This is a genomic window from Brevundimonas sp. UBA4553 (assembly GCF_002387245.1).
Taxonomy (GTDB): domain Bacteria; phylum Pseudomonadota; class Alphaproteobacteria; order Caulobacterales; family Caulobacteraceae; genus Brevundimonas.
Map to the genome: position 1 here is coordinate 108,180 of NZ_DGLD01000017.1, position 18,742 is coordinate 126,921.

Genomic DNA, 18,742 nt, shown 5'->3' on the forward strand with positions numbered 1-18,742 from the left:
TGAGTGACCGAGACCATGACCCTGGCCCTGATCGAACCCATCGCCGCCGCCGAAGAGCCCGCCTGTCGGCCCCCTTCCGCACGCCGTCCGTCCGAGTTGCTGTCGCGCGACGGGGCCCATGACGTCTTCGTGCCGATCCCCGACGGCTTCCTCCTGGATTTCGGCGGGACCCTTAACCAGAAGCAGATCGTCGGCCGCCTGCATGGCAAGGCCGGCGCGCCTCTGATCGTCGTGGCTGGCGGCATCTCCGCCGACCGTTACGTCCACCGCACCGAGACCAAGGGGCTGGGCTGGTGGTCGGGCGCCGTGGGCGTGCGCGCCCCCATCGACCTGACCCGCTTCCGTGTTCTTGCCTTTGATTTCGCGCCGGAATTCGGAGAAGGCGTCAAGGACGCCAAAACCCCGCTGACCATCACCACCCAGGATCAGGCGCGGCTTCTGGCGCTGCTGCTGGATCACCTCGGCGTCGAAAAGGTCGCGGCCTTCATCGGCTGCTCCTACGGCGGCATGATCGCCCTGGCCTTCGGCGAGATCTTCCCCGACTGGGCTGAGCAACTGGTGGTGGTGTCCGCCGCCCACCGCCCTCACCCGCTGGCTACCGCCTGGCGCGGCATCCAGCGCCGCATCCTGCAACTGGGTCTGGAGACCGGCCGCGTGGATCAGGCCGTGGGCCTGGCCCGCGAACTGGCCATGACCACCTACCGCACCGCCGACGAGTTCGGCGAGCGCTTCGATTCCGAGGCCCCCAGCCACGCAGGGCAAGCCTATCCCGTCTGCGACTACCTGACGTCTCGGGGCCGCGCCTACCGCGACCGCACCACCCCGTCGCGCTGGCTGAGCCTGTCGGACTCCATCGACCGCCACCGGGTCGAGCCCGAGGCCATCACCGCCCCCGTCACCCTGATCGGTTTCACCACCGACCGCCTGTGCCCCATCGACGACATGAAGGAGCTGGCCGCGCGCCTGCCCAACCTCTGGCGCTTCGAACAGCATCCCTCCCTCTACGGCCACGACGCCTTCCTCAAGGAAGACGTTCTGGTCGCCGACATCCTGACTTCCGTGCTGAAGGACATCGACCAATGAGCCGCGCCCGCCCCGCCGACCCCCGCACCATCGCCGCCCGCTCGGGCGTGGATACGGACACGGCCCACGGCGCGGTCATGCCGCCGCTGTATCTGTCGTCCAACTACTCGTTCGCCGGCTTCGACCAGAAGCGGAAGTACGACTATTCGCGCTCGGGCAACCCAACCCGCGACGTCCTGGCCGACACCTTGGCCGAACTGGAAGGCGGCGCCGGCGCTGTCATCACCGCCACCGGCATGGCCGCGGTCGACCTGCCGCTGAGCCTGCTCAATCCCGGCGAACTGCTGATCGCCCCGCATGATTGCTACGGCGGCACTCACCGCCTGCTGTGCGCCCGCGCGAAGAAGGGCCATTTCCGCGTCGCCTTCGTCGATCAGAACGACGGCGAGGCTCTGGACGCCGCCCTGGCCGACGGGGCGAAGCTGGTGCTGATCGAGACCCCGTCCAACCCCCTGCTGCGGGTGGTGGACGTGGCCGATGTCTGTCGTCGCGCCCATGCCGTCGGCGCCAAGGTGGTGGCGGACAACACCTTCCTGTCGCCCGCCCTGCAACGCCCGCTGGAGCTGGGCGCCGACATCGTCGTCCACTCGACCACCAAATACATCAACGGTCACTCCGACGTGGTCGGCGGCGCCGTGATCGCGGCCGATCCGACCGATCACGCCGAACTGGCCTGGTGGGCCAACTGCCTTGGCGTCACCGGCTCGCCCTTCGACGCCTATCAGACGCTGCGCGGACTGCGCACCCTGTTCACCCGCATCGAGCGCCAGCAGGCCACCGCCGGCCTGGTCGCCGCCGCCCTGGAACAGCACCCGGCGGTCAAGGCCGTCCACTATCCGGGCCTGAAGTCCCATCCCGGTCACGCCCTGGCGGCGCGGCAGCAGTCGGGACCAGGCGCCATGCTCAGCTTCGAACTGAACGGCGGCACGGACGCCGTGCGCGACCTGATCGAGGGCCTCGACATCTTTACGTTGGCCGAGTCGCTGGGCGGCGTCGAAAGCCTGATCGCCCACCCGGCCACCATGACCCACGCCGCCATGACGCCCGACGCCCGCGTCACCGCCGGCATCACCGACGGCCTGATCCGCCTTTCGGTCGGCCTGGAGCATCAGGACGACATCCTGGCCAACCTGGTTCAGGCGCTGGACGCCCTGGTGCTGCAACAAGCGGCCTGATGTGAAAAGGGCCTCTCCGGTTCGCCGGAGAGGCCCTCATTCTTAACCTGCGCTACGACCTTCAGGCCACCGCGCGTTCCAGCATCCGTTGCTGAGCACGCGCGTCCATGGCGGCGTCCTCCAGCGAGAACTGCCCCATCATCCGATCCAGCTCGCGCGCGTCCTGCGCCAGCGAATGACTGGCGGCGGTGGCCTCCTCGACCATGGCCGCATTCTGCTGGGTGACCTGGTCCATCTGGGCCACGGCGGTGTTGACCTGTTGCAGGCCGCTGGACTGCTCCTGCGACGAGGCCACGATCTCGCCGGTGATGGCGGTGACGCGCTCGATCTGACCGCCGATCCGTTTCAGGGCCTCGCCGGTGTCGCCGACCAGTTGCACGCCCTCGCCGACCTGACGGCTGGAAGCCGAAATCAGAGTCTTGATCTCCTTGGCGGCTTCCGCCGAGCGCTGGGCCAGGGCCCGCACTTCCGAGGCCACGACGGCGAAGCCGCGACCCGCGTCGCCGGCGCGCGCGGCCTCGACACCGGCATTGAGCGCCAGAAGATTGGTCTGGAAGGCGATCTCGTCGATCACGCCGATGATGTTGCCGATCTCGTTCGACGAACGCTCGATCTCGCCCATGGCGGTGACGGCGCGGCCGACGACGGCCTGACCGTCGATCGCCTCGCTGCGGGCGGCGTCGACCACGCCTCCGGCTTCCACGGCGTTCTCGGCCGAGCGCGACACGGTGGCGGTGATCTGCTCCAGAGCGGCGGCGGTCTCTTCCAGAGCGGCCGCCTGCTGTTCGGTGCGACGCGACAGGTCGTTGGAGGCCTGGGAAATCTCATGGGCGCTGGAGCCGATGGCGCTTGAACGATCAACGATGACGCGCATCGTGTCCTGCAGCTTGGCCATCGCCGCGTTGAAGTCGGCGCGCAGCTTTTCATACTCGGGCGCGAAGGTCGCATTCAGACGGAAAGCCAGTTCGCCGCTCGACAGCCGGTCCAGTCCCGCAGCAATCCCCTCGACCACCTGGGCCTGCTGGCGCGCCGCCTCGGCGTCGCGTTCGGCCTGGGCGATACGGGCCTGTTCGGCGGCCGCACGCTGGACTTCGGCCTCGGCCTCCAGGCGCACTTTTTCCTCGGCGTTCTGCTTGAAGGTCAGGACGGCGTCGGCCATGTGGCCGATCTCGTCGCGGCGACCCACAGCGGGGATCGCCACGTTCAGATCGCCGGACGCCAGACGTCCCATGGCGCGCGTCATGGCTTCTACCGGGCGGCTCAGCGCGCCGATCAACCAGGCGATGGCGCCCAGCGCGATCACCAGGGCCAGCACGCCGCCGACGACGAAGCTGATATAGGCCTGCGTAAAGGCCGACTGCTTGGCCTCGGCGCGAGCGGCGGCGACCACGCCTTCCTTTTCCTGGATCGTGCCGACGGCCGCGCGAATCTCGGACAGGCGCGCTGCGTTCTCCATGCTCGCAATGGCTTGCGGCTGAGTGGCGGGGTCGCGCGCCAGGGCGATGAGGCCGTCCGCGCTCTTGTGGAACTCGACCCCCGCCGCGTTCAGCGCCGCCTGTTCAGCCTGATAGGCGCCGGCCACGTCGCTGGCGGCCAGATCGGCCAGGCGCGCCGTGAACTGACGGCCGGGCTCTTCATACTTCGGGATGAAGTCCTCATCGCGCGTGGCGACGAAGGCGCGCATGGCGTTCTGCTGTTCGACGGCGGAGGCCAACACCAGATCCGACGCCTTGAAGATCTCGCGCGAAGCCGCATCGGCGGCGTCCGCACGCTGCAGGCCGGCGACACACCACAGCACCACCATGGTCGCCATCCCGCAGGCCGCGATCACGGCGGCGAAGGACAGCATCAGCTTCTTGGGAACGGACAGGTTCTGCAGCATTTTCTACGCTCGGGGAGAGGACTGAGGCTGCTCCCTAGCGCCACGCTGTTCGACAAAGCCTTATCGCCCGATAGCGGAAATCTACGTAGACGCCGTCAGAGCGCCTTCAGCACCACCGACAGTGCGGTCAGCAACAGGTAGCCGGCGAAGGCCTTCCTCAGCACGGTGCGGTTAAGTCTGTGCGCCAGTCGCGCGCCATAGGGGGCGGTCAGCGCCGTCAGCACGCCCATGATCACCGCCGCCGGGACATTGACATAGCCCAGCGACAAGGGCGGCCGACCGGGCGCGTCCCATCCGAAACCGGCGAAACCCAAGGCCGCCGCCGCACCGATCGCCAGGCCAAAGCCGCTGGCCGTGGCCACCGCCTGATGGATCGGCCGCCCGCACAGGGTCATGGTCATGCCCCCCAGGCTGCCGCCGCCGACGCCCATCATGGCCGACAGCAGCCCGATGCCCGTCCCGACGCAGCGTCGCCCCCAGCCCGTCGGCATGTCCTTTCGCACCGTGTATCGCTCGGGCATCAGGCCCAGCTGCATCGCCACCAGCAACAGACAGGCGCCATAGACGACCGCCAAGCCTTCCATGGAAGTGAAGCCCGCGATCGCCGCCCCGATCAGACCGCCGAACGCCACCCAGGGCGTCCACGTCCTCAGCACCTCCTCGTCCACGGCCCCATGCGCCCGGTGCGTGGCCAGGGATCTCCAGGACGTCGCGACGATGGTCAGCAGCGAGGTGCCGATGGCGACGTGCAGATTGCTCTCGCCGCCCACGCCCAGAACGGAGAAGGCGTAGAAGAGCGCGGGCACCAGCACCGTCCCGCCGCCGACCCCGAACAGTCCCCCGATCACGCCGGCCACCGCGCCCGCCGCCACCAGGGCGGTCGCCATCATCAGCAGTTCGGTCAGGGGCAAGGCGTTCATGGCTTGGCCATAGCCGTCGTCGCCCTCTCCGTCATCCCGGAAGCGGTCAGGCCGCCTCTTCGGCCACGCCCAACCGCGCCTGTCGCGCTTCGGCCTCGCGCACGGCCTCGACGGCGCGATCCACGACCTCCAGTCCGGCCCCGGCCTTGACGCCCTCGACCGTCAGGATCCGCCGGAAAGCTCGCGCCCCGGCCCGACCGTGCATCACGCCCAGCATGTGCCGCGCCATGCTCGCCAGATGCGCGCCCTCGGCCAGTCGCCCGGCCATGTAGGGGCGGTACCGTTCGATGGCGGCGAAGGGATCGACGTCCGCGACGTCCATCCCGAAGATCCGGCGATCCACCTGCCCCAGCAGCGCCGGCTCATGATAGGCGGCCCGACCCAGCATCACGCCGTCCAACTGCACGCCATCCGTGTCATCCAGATGCGCCTCGGCCTGGTCCAGATCGGCGATGCCGCCGTTGATGCAGATGGTCAGATGCGGCCGCTCGCGCTTCAGACGCCGCACCAGATCATAGTCCAGCGGCGGCACGTCGCGGTTTTCCTTGGGGGACAGGCCTTTGAGCCAGGCCTTGCGCGCATGGACGATAAAGCTGGTGATCCCTACCGCCGCCGAGGCGTCGACCGTGGCGAACAGGCTGACCAGCGGGTCCTGATCATCGACGCCGATGCGGCATTTGACGGTGGCGGGGACGCTGACCGCCTCCCTTATCGCCGCCATGCAGTCAGCCACTAGTTCCGGCTCACGCATCAGGCAGGCGCCAAACTTGCCCGATTGCACCCGGTCCGAGGGGCAGCCGACGTTCAGGTTGATTTCGTCATAGCCATAGGCCGCGCCGATCTTCGCCGCCTCGGCCAGTTGCGCCGGGTCCGACCCGCCCAATTGCAGCGCCACGGGATGCTCGACCGCATCGAACCCCAGCAGCCGCTCGCGATCGCCGTGGATCACCGCCGGCGCCGTGACCATCTCGGTATAGAGCAGCGCCCGGCTGCTCAGGGCGCGATGAAACGCCCGGCAGTTGCGGTCGGTCCAGTCCATCATGGGAGCGACGGACAGTCTGCAGGCTTGGCTGTTCAGCATCTTATGACGGCATCAAACGGTTGAACGACGGCTCTTCCGAACCCGAAACCGCCACCTACGCGAAACTCCCGTCATCAACATGGCGGTCCCAGGTGCGGCGAACGGGTCGCTATACAGGCAAGAGCCCCTCAACAGCCACTCCCTAGTGGCCGTCGACAATCCCGGCTTCGGCGGCGAGCTTCAGGAGTTCGGCCAGCGTTCGAGCGCCCAGCCGATCCATCAGCTGAGCCCGATAGGTTTCGACGGTGCGCGGACTCAGCGACAGCGCGAGCGCGATCGTCTTGTTGGTGCCTCCTGCGGCCAGCCCGTCGAGAACCTCGCGCTCGCGGCGGCTGAGTTCGGCGATCTTCCGAGGCGCGCTGCCCTGTTCGTCCGCCAGACCGGTCTGGCGCGGCAGAGCCTCCCTCACGGCTTCGGCGATCGCCTCCACCTCGGCCTGCTGCGGCAGAACATTCGCCGCCCCCAGCCTCATGAGCTGGACCACCATGTTCAGGTGATCGCCGGGCACCCCGGCCACGATCCAGGGCAGACGAGGTCCGTTCAGGCGAAGGGTGTTGGCGGCCTGCAGAAGCGGTTGATCCTCCGCCAGGGACGCAAACAGCACCACGCCGGGCATCAGATCATCAGACACCAGCGAAAAGGCGCGCAGATCATCGAAGGGACGGACCTTGAACCCTGCCTTGCCCAAGGCATGAGCCATCCGGTTCTGTTCGGCGGGATCGGACTGGATCAGGTACAGGCGGGGCTCCGCCTCTCGGCTGATATCCACCAGCATGCCGCCGATCCGTCTGACCTCTCCCTCTCCCGAAACGATGGGGAAGGCCGTGGCGCGATACCGTCGCCAGCCCCCGTCGATTTCGCCCATGCGGAACTTTTCCTGGATGATCTCGCCCCATCCGGCGCGTTCGAACGCCGCAGCGATTCTGGCGCGATCCTCCACGTGGATATTGGCCAGCCAATCGTCCCACCGCAGACCGTCGCCCACGAGAGACGCCGCCCAGGGGGCCTGACCTTCCGAACTCAGGCCGACCAGTTCATGCGTCGCCAAGTCAGCGGTCCATAGCAGGGCCGGCTGCGTGCCCGACATGGCTTGCAGGATCTCGCGATCCTCCTGCCCCGCGACCGCCGCCGCGCCATGCCAATCCTCGATGTCGACCGCAGACCCGCACCACTCCACCAGCAGCCCGTCGCTGTCCCAGTTCTGCTTGGCCCGCACCAGGAACCAGCGGTAGACCCCATCAGCGCGACGAAGCCTGAACTGACCCTCGAACGCGACCCTTTCATCATCGGCGCGTATGCGTGCCTCGGCGGCGGCGGGTTGGTCTTCGACGGCGACCAGATCCTGAAAGCGCCGGGCCTCCGCGGTTTCGCCTGCGTAGCTCTCGAACATCTGGTTCGCCCAGAGGATCCGGCCGTCCGGCGCGCACCGCCAGAGCATGGCGGGGGCCAGATCGGTGACGGCCCGCATCCCGGCCTGACTGTACCACATGGTCTGTTCCGCCAGCAGGCGTCGTGTCGTCTCGTAAAGGACGCCCATAACCCCCTGGATGTCCCCCTTGGAACTCCGCAAGGGTGAATAGGAGAAGGACCACCAGGTCCGCGACAGACGCATGTTCCTGAGCAGGGGAACCTCGAGATCTTCGCGGTAGATGGCCTCGCCGGCGCCCGCCCGGCTGAAGTCCGCCTTCAGGGTCGGCCAGGCCTCGGGAAAGACGTCGCTGAACGGCCGTCCCAGACAATCGCCCTTGCCCATGAGGATGGGTCGATAGGCGTCGTTGTAAAACAGCTTGTGGTCACAACCCCACGTCAGGAACATCGGGAAGCGGGATTCAAGGATGATGTCGAGCGCGGTCAGCAGCGCGGGGTCCCAGGTCTCAAGACGACCGAGCGCGGTGTCATGCCAGCACCGCTCGCGGATGAGGTCAGCGCTTTCGCCCTTAGCCATCAGGCGGCCGCAGACCTCGGCCGGATCAAGCCAGGAAGGCGCTTCCTGTTCCGCTATGGTTTCCGGCAAGCCAGTCTCCGCGCATTTGTCGAACAAAGGTTCGGCAACAAGCGAGGGTTGTCAACCTTGGCCGCAACGCAATCTCTCGTAGATGCGCGCTCAAGCCAGCCTGGCCTTGAGCAGAGGCTTGAGCATGTAGCTCAGCACCGAACGGTTGCCGGACTGGATGTCCACCTCCGCCACCATGCCCGGACGAATAGGCAGTTTCCGGCCGTTTCGTTCGAGGTGGCTGCGTTCAGTTCTGACCAGGACGCTGTAATAGGACACCTTTCCGCGCGGCGTATCCTCCTCCAGGGTATCCTCGCTGATCTGCTCGACCTTGGCCGGGAGATCGCCGTACACGGTGTAGTCGTAGGCCGTGATCTTGACCCTGGCGGTCATCCCTTGGCGAATGAAGGCGACGTCGCGCGGCAGGATGCGCGCCTCGACCAGAAGCTGGTCGTCGATCGGCGTCAGTTGCATGATCGCCTCGCCCGGCTGCACCACTCCGCCGCGCGTCGTCACCCGGATGTCGTTGACCCTGGCGCGCACCGGGGCGGTCAGAAGCGTGCGGTTCAACTGGTCCCGGCGCTGATTGAACACCTGGGTCTGGGCGGCCAGTTCAGCCTTCTTGGCGGCCAGTTCGGCATAGGCTTCCTGCATGTAGGAATTGCGAACCTCGGCCTGACGTCCCGTCAGGGCGGCGATGTCCTTGCCCAGCCGCAGGGCCTCGACTTCGCTGACCACGCCGCGCGCCGTCAGGGGTTCGACCATGGCCAGTTGTCGCTGGGCGTAGGCCGTTTCCTGCCGAAGCGCGCCCAGGGTCTGGTTCAGGTTGTTGCGACGCGCGTTGAACAGGGCGCGTTCGGACATGATCACCGGATCATCGGTGAGAATGGAGGCCGGAAACTCGATCACGCCCTTGCCCAGAACCTCGGCTTCCAGTCGGGCGATGGCGGCGGTCAGCGCCTTGACCTGGGCCCCGGTCTCCATGGTGGAGGCGGCGAAGCGCGTGTCGTCCAGTTGAGCGAGGGGCTGACCCGCGCGCACGATGTCGCCCTCCTTCACCATCAGGTCGCTGAGGATGCCGCCTTCAAGGCTCTGGATCACCTGAACCCGGCTGCTGGGCACGACGCGCCCCTCGCCCCGCGCCACCTCGTCGACCGTGGCCCAGGCCGACCAGGCGACAAAGGCCGCCACAAGGCCCGCACAGGCCCACAGCAAGGGCCGCGCGCCGGGATTGAAGGACACGTCCCGTCCATCGGCCAGCGCCCGTCTGATCTGGCGTTCGACATGCGAGGCCTCAGCCATGGACCTTCCTCACGGTTGCGATCTCCGAGGCGATTTCCAGTTTCGATTCAGCAGGGCCGTCGCCCGCCACCCGCCCGCCAGAGAGGGCGATGACGCGATCCGCCAGGGCCAGAACCCCGCGGCGATGTGTGGCCACGATGAGCGTGCGCCCCAAAGCCCAGGCTTTCAACGTCTCGACCACGCGCCGCTCACTGACCTGATCAAAGGCGGCGGTCGGCTCGTCCATCAGCACGATCCGAGGATCCTGCAACAGCAGACGCGCGAGCGCGATCGCCTGTCGCTGCCCCCCCGATACAGCCTGGGAGCCGACGATGGGCAGGTCCAGACCCTTGGGATGCGCCCTCACGAACGGACCCAGTCCGACCGCATCCAGCGCCTCCAGCAACTCGCCGTCGACATGCCGAGCCCCGTCCAAGGTCAGGTTCTCGCGCAGCGTGCCGTAGAAGAGGACGGAATCCTGGGGCAGGTAGCCGATGGCGGCGCGTCGGTCAGCCGGGTCGATCTGCGACAGGCTGATATCGTCCAGCAGGATGGACCCGGCCGTCGGATCACCCAGCCCCGACAGCATTCTGAGCAGGGTGGACTTTCCTGCGCCGTTGCCCCCGATCAACGCCACCCGTTCGCCGGCGGCGATGTCCAGGCGCGGGATCGACAGGATCGCCGCCGCCTCGGGCGCCGGACGAACCTCAAGCGACTGAAGGCTGTATCTGCCGGCGACATCGGGCTTGCGCGTGAACTGGCGATCGGCCGGCCGCTCCACAGGCGCTTGCATCAGTTGGTCCAGGCCCTCCAGCGCCACCTTGATGTGCTGCCAGCGCGCCAGAATCCCGGTGAACTGCGCCGTGGGGGAAATCGCCCGCGACACCAGCAGGGAACAGGCGACCAGCGCGCCCACCGTCATATGACCGGCCGCGATCTGATAGACGCCGATCACCACCGCCCCGACATAGGCCAATTGCTGCGCCGCCGCCGCCGAGTAGCTCAGCGTGCTGGAAATCCAGCGCGACCGCGCTCCGGAATCCGCCAGTTGCAGGGAAAGCTGATCCCACAGCCGCAGATTTCGCCCCTCCGCGCGCGTGGCCTTGACCGCTTCCAGATTGTCGACCGTCTCCAGCAGAAGGCCGTGCTTGACGGCGCCCTCCCGAAGATTGGCGCGCGACAGTTCGCCCAGCTTCCGCTGAAGCATCCAGGCCGGCGCCACCATCAACAGCACGGCCGCGGCGGGAGCCAGCGCCACAGGACCGCCCAGCAGTGCGATGACGCCGATGAAGAACAGGATGAAGGGCGCGTCGCTGATCGCCGCCACGGTCGAGGCCGTGAAGAACTCCCGCACGGATTCGAACTCGCGCACCTGACTGCTGAAGGCGCCGGTCGAGCCCGGCTTGGCGGACAGGCGAATGGCCATGACCTGCTCGAACAGCCGCGACGAAAGCTGGAGATCCAGCCGCTTACCCGTCACATCCAGCAAATGCGCCCGTAACAGGCGGAACAGAAGTTCCGCGCCCACCGCCAGAGCCACGCCGCTGGCCAGCACCCACAGGGTGCTGAAATTGGAGGTCGGCACCACCCGGTCATAGACCTGCATGGCGAACAGCGACGAAGCGATGGCCAGCAGGTTCGCGAAGGCCGCCGCCACGCCGACCTCGAGGAACGCGCGCCAGTTCTCCGCCACCACGCTGCGCAGCCAGTGCTTCGGAGCCTGACGGGCATAGGCGCCCGCGCGCTGGTCGCCCTCATATTGCGGCCTGGCGAAGACGATCAGGCCGTCATGGGCCGCCTCCAGATCGGCCAGGGCCATGGTCTCACGCCCGCCGCCCGTCTCCGGCGACAGCACGACGGCCGTGGCCTGATCGCGAGAAGCCAGCACGCAGGTCTGGCCGTTCTTGAGCAGCAGCAGCGCGGGCAGCAGACCGGCAGGCGCAGCCCGGACCGTCATGGGCAGGACCCGCGCCGACATCCCCGCGCGACGCATGGCTTTGCGCACCTGATCCAGCGGCAGCCGGCCTTCCTGAAGCGGCAAGCCGTCGGCCAATTGCGCCGCGGTGGACGGCCGCCCCAGCTCGGAGGCCAGCAGGCTCAGCCCTTCAAGCAGACCGTCCGCAGAGCGATGGTCCGAGGTCATCATGGCCGGATCTCCACCGGCGCCTGCATCTCGTCTCCGGCCATGGCCGGGGTCAGCAGACCCAGTTGCGCCGCCGCTCGATACTGCGAGCGAAGCCGCTCGACGGTCAGCTCCATCACCTGACGCTCCGCTTCGAAATACTCGTTCTGCATGATCACCAGGTCCTGGATGTCTCTCCTCCCGACCAGGAACTGCTCCTGATAGGTCTCGCGGACCGCTTCCGCCTGGGCCGCCTGATCGGAGAGGGCGTCAATCCTCGCGCCCAGGGCCGCGTCCTGCGCCGTCAGCGATTCCACCACTCGCTTCAGATCCTGGCCGACCACTTCCACGCCCATGGCCGCCGCCGCCCGGCGCTGCTCCTCCAGTTTCGGCCGCTGAAGAGAAGCGAGGCCGGGCTGGGGATTGAACCGGACCCTCAGACTGATGGCGCTGTCGTCCACCATCTGCCCCCCGATTTCGCGACGCTGCAAAGAACCCTCAAGCGCCAGCCTGGGGAAACGCGCCGCGCGGGCTTCTTTCACTCCGGCCTCCGCCGTTCGCACGGCCAGGGCCGCTCGCTGGTAAAGCGGCGCCGTGGCGATGGCCGCCTCCAGCGCGCCCTCCTCCCGCACCGCATCGAGGAAGGCCGGCGGCGTCGGCAGACGAAGCCCCTCGGCCGGGGCGCTGACCAGAAGCACGTAATGGTCGACGGCGTCCGCCAACTCGCCGCGCAGGCGCGCCCGCGTGCCTTCTGCGGTCGCCAGCGCCAGCGCGACCCGCCCGGTTTCAGCCTGATCGGAGTAACGCCCCTCCACTCGCGCCTGCGCCATTTCGGACAGGGCCGACAGACGCTGGACGTGGTCGTCCAGCAGCGACAGCTGGGCGCGTCGGCTGGCGATATCGAGATAGACTTCCGCGATCTCCAGCGCGACGTCGTCCCGCACGATCTGGAGGTTGGCTTGCTGCCGTGCGTAGAGGGACCGCGCCTTCTCCACCTGGCTGCCCGCCACGCCGAAGTCATACACGGTCTGCGACAGGGTCAGGTCATAGCCCATGCCCGCCGCGGCCGGTCCGGCCGATGCGCCGAGGGTCGGCAGATAGGCGTTTCGCGCCATCTCCACCTCCGTGGCGGCCACGGCGGCTTCCGCCTCGGCCAGGCGGACCTCGGGGTGTCGCGCCAGACCGCGCAACACCGCCTCGGCCAGACTTGTGTCCGCCCAGACCGGCTGGCTCGCCGACATGACGGCGACTGCAGCCCATACGCCCGGCGCCCGGGCGGCCCTCCCCCAAAGCCTCATGCGTGGACCGTGCTCGCCTCTTCGTCGAAGACCAGGGGCGGGGGCGCCGCTATGAAGTCGACGGCCATGGAGTCAGACTCCGCCGAGAAGGCCGTGCCGGCCGTCGGCGCCAGGGCGTTGTCCTCGGCGCCCGGCAGATAGAGGCCCTCGCCGGATTCGGTGAACGCCGCGATCAGGTCGATCGCCTCCTCGGCAGCCGACCCATCATCGTCCCAGCCGGTTTGAGCCAGGCCCTCGAACGTCACGGGATGACGCTCGACATCCGCCTGCACCTCAACCATCGGCAGTCGAACAAGATCTTCCTGACCCCAGCCGACCTCAAGACCCGCGCTCGCGGCCTCATCCGCGAACAGGGCGGACGCACTGAGAAGGACAGGATCCGGCCCGTCCAGGCTGTTCAGGGCGTTGACGTTCACCACCGAGCCGACCGTCACGCTGCTCCCGAGACCCTGGGCGTCCTCGGCCGTCAGCGTGAGCGCGTTCAACAGTTGCGCGCTCAACAGGGTGCTGCTCAGCAGAGCGCCGGACGTGTCGGTCAGATGAACCGTCTCGAGGAAGCGGTTGATCTCGACATTGTCGAGGGGGCCGCCGTCCAGAGCGGTGATCGTGATCCGCGCCGAGGGCGCGACCACGCCCAGCAACCCGGGCGAGGTGTTGACCTGGACGCTGTAGCCGAAGCTGGCCGCCAGGCTTTCAGCATAGGCGAAGGTCAGCGGCGACAGGTTCACGGCCAGCAGGGGCGCGTATTCGACCTCCACCCGGCTCAGGTTGTTGTTGGCGTCGGCCGCCAGCAGATCCTGTTCACCCAGGTTCAGCCCCAGCACGCCCAGACCCAGAAGCCCCAGCAGGGCGTCGGCCTGTGCGCCGACCACAGGCGCCACATTGCCTGGCGCCGCGGGGAGCGGCTGCACGGCGGCGCTGTCGATGGCGAGCGTCGTCGCGCCGCTATCCCCGTCGCCGTCCACCACAGAGCCGCCGATGGTCAGAACGTCCGACCCCGGCGCCGGCGTCGTCAGCTCGTCCACGATCAGCTTCCCGCGGTCCAGCAGGTCGGCGAGAATGGCCTGATCGGAAGAGAAGCCGGCCGTCAGATTGACGTTCCGCAACAGGATGGTCTGATCCGCAGCGGCGGCCGTGGCCGATCCGAATCCGCCGATGAAACCGCCCGTGGAGCTGATGTGGACCAGGGTGCCGTTCGCGGTCTGCTGGAAATGGATGAAGTTGGTCAGGTTGCCGGGATTGGTCCCGATGCGCCCCTCGCCCTGCAACAGGCTCGACAGGTCCAGCACGTCTCCGCCCAAAGCCAGACTGGCCAGGCTGAAGTCCGTGATGATGTCGGCTGCGGGTGCAGCGGTCGTGCCCTGATCCCCCCGCTCCCAGCGGAAGACGTCCTGTCCGGCGCCGCCGGTCAGGGTGTCGTTGCCGGTTCCGCCGACCAGAAGGTCGTTGCCGGCGCCGCCGTTCAGCGTGTCGGCCCCGGCGCCGCCGCGCAGCAGGTCATTGCCCAGACCGCCGTTCAGGGTGTCGGCTCCGCCATACCCATACATCCGGTTGTCCAGCGCCGCGCCCGTGCCGACGTCCGATGCCGTCAGCGGATCGTTCCCTGAGGTGCCGTTGATGATCTGGCCAGGCGGACTGCCGCCCAGAAGACCGGCCAGCACCCCCAGATCGGCCAGATTGGTCTCGGCCTCCTGCACGGTGCGTCCGCCGGAGTCCGTCGCCTGGATGCTGAGGGACTGACCGATATTCAGGCTCAACAGGCTGGCCAGTCCGCCAGTGAAGGTGATCGAGCCAAGGAACTCGTTGAGCTTCAGATTGTCGATTGGTCCGCCGTCCGCCGACCTGATCGTCAACTGCGACGAGGTGAGCAGCAGCGAGTTGACGTTGTTGGGGGTCACCACCAGGCCCAACTCGGTCGCCAACGCCGACGAGAAGCCGAAGAAGCGGTTCCCGATGCTGACCAGAGACGAATACCGGACCACGACCTGGCTGATGTCGTTGTTGGCGTCGGAGGCGGTGAAGAACTGCTGCTGGTCCAGTTGGATCAGGCCCAGCACGTCCGCATCGATCAGGCCCAGTAGACCGGAGCCCCCGCCCAGCGCCACCTCCGGCGCAACCTGGGTCGCGGGCCGGGACTCCTGCCCCGTCACGCCCACCTGATACGCACCAGTGGCGAAGTCCACCGTGATCGCTTCCCCGCGCAGGGTCGTCGCGGACAGCACGCCGTCCCTGACCGAATAGGCCACCACGGAACCGGCCGGACCGCTGGCCGTGACTGCGCCATTCGCCGCATTATAGCTGAACACCCGACCGTCGATGGTGACGGACGTCAGGTGGCCGCCGTCCGGTCCGAAGCTCTGGACCAGACTACCGACCACGATGCCGGGCTCGGTCGGGGCCAGGGTGACCGGGCCGCTCAACTGCGGCACGCCGTCCACGATGCCGACCGTGATCGTCGTCGAGACCGAACCGTCGCTGTCGGTCGCCACCACGCGGATAGGAAGCTGAACCGTATCAGCGCCTGCGCCAGCGTGATCGACCGCGTCCAGAAGGGTCACGCTGTAACCACCCGAGGCGTTGATCGTCACACGGACAACCTCGCGCCCCGCCGCCGCGCCGAGCAGCGTGCCGTCGGGCAAGGTCGTCCATGTGACGGTGGCCCCGCGCGAGGTGATGACGGACGTGGGCGCCTGGAGGCTGAAGGCCACCGCGCCGGTCGCGCCCGTGACGTCCAGCGTTCCGACAGCCGCGACGCCCAGGGCGGTTTCCGCCACCGAGGCGCTGGCGACGCCGACCGCCAGAGGCGTGACATCCACCGCGAAGCTGAGCGTCGCCGAGGGTGCCGACACATTGCCCGCCGGATCGCGAATGACGGCCACCGCCGAATAGGCGCCGTCGATCAACGACGGGCTGAGCGCGAAGACGGCCTGTCCCGCCGCCACCTCGGCAGGCGTCAGAACAAGGGTGAGGGTCTGGGCGACCCCGCCGGTGGTCAGGGTCAGGGCCACGGTGTCGCCCGCCTGGGCCGTCGGCGTCAGCGCCACCACGGCGGAGACGCCGGCCGACAACTCAGCCGGGCTCACCAGCCCGTCGGCCGCCGCTGCGATCGACAGCACCGGCGCCGACGTCCCGTTCACACCGCCGGGACTGACCAGATCCACCGTATAGGGGCGCGTGGCAGAAATCGCGCCGAGGTTCCCGGCGGCGTCGCTGGCCTGAACCGTCGCCTGCAGAACGCCGCCCGTCAGAGCCGACCCGGCCAGGACAGCCGTCCATCGCCCATCGGCGCTCACCACGCCCGTCGCCGTGGCGGACCCCGCCGTGACCGTGACCACGTCGCCGGCCCGGAACTCGCCGCCGACCTGACCGCCAATGACGACGGAGCCCTGGGATTCCGCCAGATTGACCACGTCATCGCCCGCGATGACGCCGATGCTCAGCGTGGTCGTCGTGCTGTCGGGCGGGGTCAGGTCGATGGCCGGAACGACCGTGGGCGCCGAGGTGTTGCCCGCCGCATCGACGGCCCGCACCTGTCCAGTAAAGCCCGTAGGCACGGCGCCGCCGACAAAGGCCGACGCCGGCACGCTCCAGACCCCGCCCGCGGTGGCCTGGACGGTGATCGGCTGACCGAAGGCGCCGGTCACGGGCGCTCCCGAACCGTCAAGAAGCTGGATCGTGACCCCGGCTTCCGCGGTGCCGGAAAGGCCGGCTGCGCCCGCCGCCGTCACCAGCGGCGCACCCGGCGCCGTCGTATCGACCCCGAACGCCTTCTGCACGCTGACCGTGGCGGTGTTGCCCGCGGCGTCGGTGCTCGTCACGGCGACGGTCAACCCGGCCGAAGCCGCCAGGTCAGCGCCGGCGAAGGCGACGCTCCAGGCCCCCGCGGCGTCCAATGTCGTGGTCTGGGTCGCGCCATTGGCCAGAGTGACCACGACGGGGTCCCCGGTCGCAAACTCGCCCGCGACCGTTCCGCCGACCGCAACCGCGCCCTGCCCCGCCTCGGCGATGTTGATCACGTCATCGCTGGTGACGGCGTTGACGCCGATGCTCAGATTGACCGCGCCGTCCACCGGGTTGAGCGGCGCTACGGCGGAGTTGCCGGCCGCATCCGTGGCCTGGATCGATCCGGAGAGGCCGTTCAGGCCGACCGAGAAGGCTGAGCCCGGAATGGTCCAGACGCCGCTGGCGTCCGCCGTGGTCGAGCCCACGACCGCACCGGCCGCGTTGCGCACGACGATGAGCGCGCCTCCTTCGGCCGTGCCGGAAAGCCCGGCGCCGTTGGCGCTCGTGACGACCGGGGTCGGCGTGGTCAGATCGACGGCGTAGGCCTGAACCTCGGTCACGGAGACCGTATTATTGGCATTGTCCTGCACCGTGATGGACGCGGTGACGGCGGCTCCCGCCGCCAGTTGGGCGCCCGAGAAGCTGGCAGACCAGGCGCCGCTGGCGTCAACGGCGACCTGCTGGAACACGCCGCCCGCCAGTTCGACGCGAACCAGGTCGCCCGCCGTGAACTCTCCCGTGACGGCGCCCGTAATGACGACGCTGGCTTGCGCCGCCTCCGCGCCGTTCAACACATTGTCGGCGGTGACCGGGTCCACCGTGAGGGTCAGATTGACCGCGCCGTCGATGGGTCCGACGCCTGCCTGCGCGGTGTTGCCGGCCGGATCGGTCGCCTGAACCGAGCCTTCAAAGCCATTGAGGCCTCCGGGCACGACCGAGGCCGGAATGGTCCAGACGCCCCCGCCGTTGGCGAGTGTCGTGACCGGCGCGCCATTGACGTCCGTAACCGGATTTCCAGCCGCGTCCAGCAGGGTGATGGTCGCGCCGGGCTCGGCCGAACCCGACAGGACGGCTCCATTGGCCGCATTGATGGTGGGGACCGGGGTCGTCCCGTCCACGGGTCCGACGGCGCCGGAGGCGCTGTTGCCCACGGGATCGGTCGCGACGACCGCACCTTCAAATCCGTCCAGCCCGCCGGGAACGTCCGTCGCCGGGATCGACCAGTCGCCGTCGCCGTCCGCGGTCATCGTGACCGGAGCGCCGCCCGCGCCGATCACGGGCGCTCCGTTGGCGTCGACCAGGGTGATCACCGCACCCGCCTCGGCCACGCCTTCAAGGCCTGCGCCGTTGGCCACCGTGATCGTAGGCGCCGGCGTTGCGCCGTCGATGGGCCCCAGCGGTTGCGGGGCGCCGGGGTTTCCGGACGTATCGGTGGCGCGGACCGAGCCTGTGAAGCCGTCAAGCCCGCCCTGCACGGCCGTCGCGGGCAAGACCCAGACGCCGTTCGCGCCCACCGTGACCATGACGGGCGCGCCGCCTGCGTCGCGGACCGGCGCGCCGTTGGCGTCAAGCAGGGTGATGGTGGCGTTGGCCTCGGCGGTGCCGGAGACGCCTGCGCCATTGGCCGAGGTGATGACCGGCGCGGGCGGCGGGCTCAGGTCCACGCCATAGGTCTGGACGTCGGTCACCACGGCCGCATTGCCGGAGGCGTCCGTCGTCGCCAGTTCAGCCGTCACCGAGGTCGAGGCGGCCAGCGCCGAGCCGGCGAAGACGACGCTCCACGTCCCGTCCGGGTTCAGTCCTGTGGTCGCCAGGGCGCCGTTCGACAACCGCACCGTCACGACGTCGCCGGCGTTGAAGTCGCCGAAGGCCGTGCCGCTGATCGTCACCGAAGGCGCCGCCGCCTCCGCCAGATTGAGGATGTTGTCGCTCGTCACCGCATCGGCGTTGATCGAGACCGTCACCGTGCCGTCCACCGGACCGACCGGCGCCGTGGCGCTGTTGCCCGCCGGATCGACCGCCCGGACCCCGCCCTCGAAGCCGTTCAGGCCGCCCGGGACCGCCGAGGCCGGCAGGGTCCAGACCCCGTTCGGTCCGACGACCGCCGTCACCGGCGCTCCGCCC

Annotated in this window: 10 protein-coding genes; 2 read left to right on the top strand and 8 right to left on the bottom strand. The window is 68.6% G+C overall.

From position 1 onward, the window contains the following. The first annotated feature begins 15 nt into the window (after positions 1–15). Both metX and metB read left to right on the top strand, forming a co-directional pair. Positions 16–1,083 (top strand): homoserine O-succinyltransferase MetX, encoded by a 1,068-nt coding sequence (gene metX, locus B4A39_RS11735; protein WP_409449562.1) that lies wholly within the window; start codon positions 16–18, stop codon positions 1,081–1,083. Further along, the gene (gene metB, locus B4A39_RS11740) at positions 1,080–2,258 is read left to right on the top strand and encodes a cystathionine gamma-synthase (RefSeq protein ID WP_292036689.1); all 1,179 of its coding nucleotides are present in this window, start codon (positions 1,080–1,082) and stop codon (positions 2,256–2,258) included. The genes metX and metB overlap by 4 nt, the downstream gene beginning before the upstream one ends. A gap of 61 nt (positions 2,259–2,319) precedes the next feature. Here the strand turns inward: metB and B4A39_RS11745 are convergent, their stop codons facing one another. From B4A39_RS11745 to B4A39_RS11780, 8 genes are all read right to left on the bottom strand, one after another. Continuing rightward, entirely contained in the window at positions 2,320–4,140 is a 1,821-nt protein-coding gene (locus B4A39_RS11745) for a methyl-accepting chemotaxis protein (protein WP_292036690.1), read from the bottom strand. Positions 4,141–4,235: 95 nt separating this feature from the next. Then, positions 4,236–5,060, bottom strand: coding sequence for a sulfite exporter TauE/SafE family protein (locus B4A39_RS11750; protein WP_292036691.1), 825 nt, complete (start codon positions 5,058–5,060; stop codon positions 4,236–4,238). 46 nt (positions 5,061–5,106) lie between these two features. Then, the gene (gene dusA / locus B4A39_RS11755) at positions 5,107–6,141 is read right to left on the bottom strand and encodes a tRNA dihydrouridine(20/20a) synthase DusA (protein WP_292036692.1); all 1,035 of its coding nucleotides are present in this window, start codon (positions 6,139–6,141) and stop codon (positions 5,107–5,109) included. Positions 6,142–6,283: 142 nt separating this feature from the next. Next, entirely contained in the window at positions 6,284–8,155 is a 1,872-nt protein-coding gene (locus tag B4A39_RS11760; protein WP_292036693.1) for a PAS domain-containing protein, read from the bottom strand. Between the two features lie 90 nt (positions 8,156–8,245). Further along, positions 8,246–9,436 (bottom strand): HlyD family efflux transporter periplasmic adaptor subunit, encoded by a 1,191-nt coding sequence (locus tag B4A39_RS11765; protein ID WP_292036694.1) that lies wholly within the window; start codon positions 9,434–9,436, stop codon positions 8,246–8,248. Next, positions 9,429–11,561, bottom strand: coding sequence for a type I secretion system permease/ATPase (locus B4A39_RS11770; protein ID WP_292036695.1), 2,133 nt, complete (start codon positions 11,559–11,561; stop codon positions 9,429–9,431). Before B4A39_RS11770 ends, B4A39_RS11765 begins: the two co-directional genes overlap by 8 nt. Next, positions 11,558–12,778: a TolC family protein gene (locus tag B4A39_RS11775; RefSeq protein WP_292036696.1), complete on the bottom strand. Its 1,221-nt coding sequence runs from the start codon at positions 12,776–12,778 to the stop codon at positions 11,558–11,560. Before B4A39_RS11775 ends, B4A39_RS11770 begins: the two co-directional genes overlap by 4 nt. Positions 12,779–12,831: 53 nt before the next feature. After that, complete coding sequence (locus B4A39_RS11780; protein WP_292036697.1) at positions 12,832–18,729, bottom strand: beta strand repeat-containing protein; 5,898 nt, start codon at positions 18,727–18,729, stop codon at positions 12,832–12,834. Between the last annotated feature and the right edge of the window lie 13 nt (positions 18,730–18,742).